Below are 5028 nucleotides of genomic sequence, written 5' to 3'. Positions count from 1 at the left end.
AAAATCCCAGCCGCTTTTCTTATTTATTTTTGCGATATTTTCTCAATAATAAGGCACCAGCGATTGAAACGCCGCTGATTGAAAGTCCAGTCAACAGATAGGGGGTGCGGTATGTCAAGACGATGGTATGTTTGCCTGCGCTTATTGGCACCGCCAGCAGACCATTCAGAGCAGTGGTTGTTTCTGCCACTGCCCCATCGATCGTCACTTCCCAGCCTTCGCTGTAGGGAATCGTCGTCAACAATACTTCATTTTCAGCCTCGATTGTGACGGAACCTGTGATGTGGGTCTGTCTGAACGAGGAGATCGTCATGCCTTCTGCCTGGCGATCTGAAATGGTTTCCTCGAACAGAGCTTTATTCAATTCGTAAAGTTTTAGGTCCTGTACCCGAATCGAATCCTCGCGCAGTTCGATTGTAAAGGTGATGTTTTCACCCTGTTGGTTGCTTGCGATGTTGATGACTTGATCATTCCGGAAGGTCGTATAATAATCCAACTTCACATTATTCACATAAAGCGTAGCATCATCGTCATTGATGCCTGCATCCAGAATCAGATAATAAGGATTGTCGCTCGTAGGTGTGAACTGGAATTCGATTCTGGAGATTGCACCATCCACAGACCGATAGTAGGTTGTGTTCTGTGCATCACCGGCAGCGGATGTGACATTCTGGAAAACGTTGGAATCGAACGGACGCAAGGAGAAATAAGGTTCGATGGTTTCCTGATTGTTGAAGGCATCCAACAGCTGTTCCTGCATCAATATGGGCTGATCCTCGATCAAATCAAGTTCCAACACACTTTCGGAAACCCCAAATGCCAATGGCAACGCATATGGATTTTCGTAGGTGGTGGATCTATCCGTTTCTGAATAAAAATTGTACTGGGTCAGATCCGGGCGGGTGGAGTTGCGGTTCAACCGATATACGCCGTCGTTGAGGTCATAAAATGTTTCTGGCAACTTCTTGTCCTGAATGAAATATTTCACGCCGAACAGTGCATCCGTAAACAAAGTTCCGGTTGAGTAAACGATAAACCCGTTCCCGTCCGGAAAGCCCAATGATCCGAACAAGGCGGGAATCTCCTTTTCGAAAGTGGAGCTGAAATGATTGATTCCGGCATAATTCGCTTGAAAGCTGTCATTTTTGGAGCGTTGGAACGTTTTTTCAATCCGATAGAACGTGTCTTCGGGTGTCCGCACATCCGCCAACATCGTATTCAGATTCGTTTGATAATCGGCGAATTCGTCCTGCTTGACGTAGCCTAATCGAAACAAGTCGATGGCTGCATTGGCCGTCATCTCTGCGGTGACCACGAAAAGCAAAGCATAGGTCAGCCATTTTCTGGGCTGATCCCTGAGCATCAGCAACACTAGGACGAGCACCGAAACGACTGCCGTGATCAATACCTGGACAGGCTCCAGAAATTCAAAATCCTCTTTCAGGACATAGATGGCAGTGGCTGCATGGGTGATCAAAAGACAGCAGGCCAGCGAAAAGGGAAAAGGACGATAGGTACGCAACGCCCGAAAACCGTTCAACAGGAAAAAGAAGCAAACAGTGAACGAAAAACGGTAAGGGTACCAAATCGGGTATTGTCCGGCATGCCAAATTTTATTCAGAAACTGGACGTTCATCGCCAGAAAAAAGAGGGCGGTCAGCGCAAGCGACGTGAACCGTTCTTTTTTGGAGAAGGCGGGATGAAAAAAATAATAGACATACGCTGTCAGAGCGACAGTGCCGATAAAGAGATTGGGATGTCCGCTGGGCATCTGGTCGAAATTGAACGCCCCGATATAAAACTTCGAAACGACTTCGAAGGGATCATAGGCGAAACTCCAATCGATAAGGCTGTTGGCATAACTTGCTTTGCTCCCCAAGAGCGAATAAAAAGTTGGCAGCAGCAGGACGGAGGCAAAACCAGCTCCCAGCAAAGAATAACCGATGAATCGGCCTGATTGGGAGAAGAAGTGCTTCAGCTGCGCCTTCAGATTATTCGGGTCGACAACCTCTTGTCTGGAAAACGCGAAAAGGTAATAGAAGACCAGGAAAACACAAATCATGAATCCGATATAATAATTGGAAATCAACATCACTCCCAGAATTAAGCTGTAAGACAGACCGCTTTCACCCGACATCAGTTTTTCCAGACCAAGAATGATCAGAGGCAGGAAAACGAGCCCATCCAGCCACATGACGTTTAATTGATTGACGATGACATAACCCATCAAGGCATAGCTCAATGCGAAGGACGGAACTAACAAACCTTTTCCTTCGAAGCGGGAAATCAACAGATGAGCAAAAGTCAAACCCGACACGGAAACCTTCATCAAAATCAAGAGGGTAACCGCCAAGGGCAACTGGGACTGCGGAAACAACAGAAAAATCAAATTGAAAGGACTCATCAGATAATAAGCCCACAACCCCAGCATTTCTCCACCGAATGATTTTGTGAAAGAAAAGAAAATGGCGGAAGGATCGGACAATAAGGTTGTGCGGTAATAACTGAAAAAATCTACATATTGCTGGCCGAGATCGACCGTCAGCAATGTGCTATTGCCGAAAGGATAAACCCCCATGGTGGCATAAATGACCACCATTACAAATAAAGGCAGTAAGAACGAAAGGAAAAGCATATTTTTTTGCGGGGATAGAGTTGTGAAACGCTTCAGCATGCTGCACATTCCTCCTTTGAACCGAAAATTTTTTGGCATTCCTGCAGAGTCGCCTGACCGTGAGGGAACGCTCCTGATAGTTGAAGCGAATAATTCACAAGTGCTTCTGCTATTTTAGCATATCCCGCTGGTTTTATGAAGAATCCGAACGCGTCTTGGCATATCCAGCAAGGATACATGTTAAAAATTTGTTGCTTCGTTTGTAATGCATGCTTTTTTTGCTATAATAGGTTGTCGAACTATGGTTTTAGGAAGGTGTAAAATTGGAAGATAATACCCAAAGCAAAAGGAAGAGAAAATCGCATATCCCGTTTCGCTTGAACCTGCTCTTTTTTATCGTGTTCTCGCTGTTTTCCGCAGTGATATTCCGGTTGGGATACCTGCAGATCGTTCGCGGAGATGAATTCGAAGCCATTGTGAAACGTACGGAAACGACACTTGTGACGGAATCAGTGCCGCGCGGTTTGATATATGACAGAGATGGCAACATACTTGTAGGCAACGAACCACAGCATTCCATAACCTACACCAGAGGAGCAAACACGACAGCAGAGGAAATGGCGAAGGTTGCCGCTTCGTTGGCGAGTTTGATAAACGTCAACGTTGAAGAACTGACGGAGCGCGATCTGAAAGATTATTGGATAGCCGTAAACAACGAAGTGATGTTGAAGCGTCTGTCGGATGATGAAAAGCTGTTGCCGGGTTCCGAATTGTATGAAGTGGAGCTAGCGAAAATAACGGCGGAAGATATCGCTTATTCTGATGAGCAAAAAGAAATTGCCGCAATCTTTAAGCGGATGAACAGCGCGTATGCCTTGTCGACTACCAGCATAAAAAATAAGGATGTAACGGATGAAGAACTTGCCCAGGTGAGCGAAAATCTGTCCGGTCTGTCCGGTGTGGATGTCGCGACGGATTGGGTCAGGATCTACCCAGAATCCGACTTGCTGAAGAGCATATTAGGAGGGGTGACCAGCGAAAAAATCGGGTTGCCGAGCGACAAAGTCGCCACCTATTTGGCAAAAGGGTACGCCAGAAACGACCGTGTCGGGAATTCCTACTTGGAGCAAGAATACGAGTCGGTTCTCTCAGGCACGAAATCACAATGGGAAACGATCACGAATCAATCAGGCGAGGTTGTGACGCGGGAGGAATCCTATGAAGGAAAAGCCGGGGATAACCTAGTCTTGACTATCGATATCGATTTTCAAAAGGAAATCGAACAGATCGCTACCGATTTCCTGAACAGCAATGTCGATTCCTATAACGACCGGGTGTACATAGTGGCCTCGGATCCAAATACAGGAGAAATACTGGGCATGACCGGCAAACAGCGCTCGACCTCCAACGAAATTGTGGATGATGCATTGGGTGTCATCAATGCCAGTTACGGAATGGGATCGGCCATTAAGGGCGCGATGGTGCTGACCGGATACATGAGCGGTGTCATCAGTACGGATAACAATGTCATCGTCGACGAACCGCTACAATTCCCAGGTTCGAAATTGAAAAAATCTGTTTTCAACCCGAACGTCGGCAGCCAAGTGGCGATCAACGACATCGAGGCATTAGCCCGCTCGTCGAATATTTATATGGTCAAATTGGCGATGCTGATGGGGGGACAAGTAAACTATGAATCAGGAGACACCTTGAATATTTCCGCAGACCTGATCGATGAGCTGCGCAGCTACTTCGCCCAGTTCGGTTTGGGTGTGAAGACAGGAATTGACCTGCCAAACGAAGGCAGCGGATTGGCTGGGTTCGATCAGACAGCAGTTAACGTTGTCGACCAAGCATTCGGACAGTACGATCTTTACACGACCTTGCAATTATCCCAATACATCAATACCATCGCCAACGGCGGTACCCGATACGCTCCTCAGTTGGTTTCAGAAATCCGCAGTACGGATGCGAACGGAGCGCTGGGGGCTTTGGAAACGACTCTGGAGACAAAAGTGATGAATCAGGTTGATGTCGATGCGCAAGCGATGGAGCGTGTCCAGCAAGGGTTTTACCAAGTAACCCACAGCACAAACGGGACTGCCTACTCGACGTTCGGGAAGGACCCGAATAACGTCGCCGCCAAAACAGGGACCGCGGAGGCCATCTATGGTGGCACCAATGATAATCTGAAGGGTGAAAGTGTCTTCAACTCAACTTTCGTCGGGTATGCGCCATTCGATAATCCGGAAATCACTGTAACCGTTGTGGTCCCTTATCTCAGCACGGATACGGGCCGGGCTACACCGATAGCCAAGAAAGTTTTTGATGCCTACTTCAACACAGGGGATTACGCAGCAAAAGCCGAGTAACCAGTCGAATTGCGCTTCGAATAAACAAACAGAAGGTGGCGG

2 protein-coding genes are annotated in these 5028 nt (G+C 47.3%); one reads left to right on the top strand and one right to left on the bottom strand.

The features are described from left to right. Positions 1-19: 19 nt before the first annotated feature. Positions 20-2674 carry a YfhO family protein gene (locus WBM30_RS07225; RefSeq protein ID WP_424900064.1) on the bottom strand — a complete coding sequence of 885 codons (2655 nt, stop codon included), beginning with the start codon at positions 2672-2674 and terminating at the stop codon, positions 20-22. A 263-nt stretch (positions 2675-2937) separates the two neighbouring features. Between WBM30_RS07225 and WBM30_RS07220 the strand changes: the two genes are divergently transcribed. After that, positions 2938-4986 (top strand): peptidoglycan D,D-transpeptidase FtsI family protein, encoded by a 2049-nt coding sequence (locus WBM30_RS07220; protein WP_424900063.1) that lies wholly within the window; start codon positions 2938-2940, stop codon positions 4984-4986. The last annotated feature ends 42 nt before the right edge of the window (positions 4987-5028 follow it).

The organism is Trichococcus sp. (assembly GCF_049684335.1).
Lineage (GTDB): Bacteria > Bacillota > Bacilli > Lactobacillales > Aerococcaceae > Trichococcus.
The sequence above is the reverse complement of the archived record's forward strand: the minus strand, read 5'-3'. Positions and strand labels throughout refer to the sequence as shown.

What these genes read in the sequence shown, in the direction of transcription:
- WBM30_RS07225 (WP_424900064.1), bottom strand. Translation starts at nt 2,674, where the DNA reads ATGCTGAAGCGTTTCACAACTCTATCCCCGCAAAAAAATATGCTTTTC.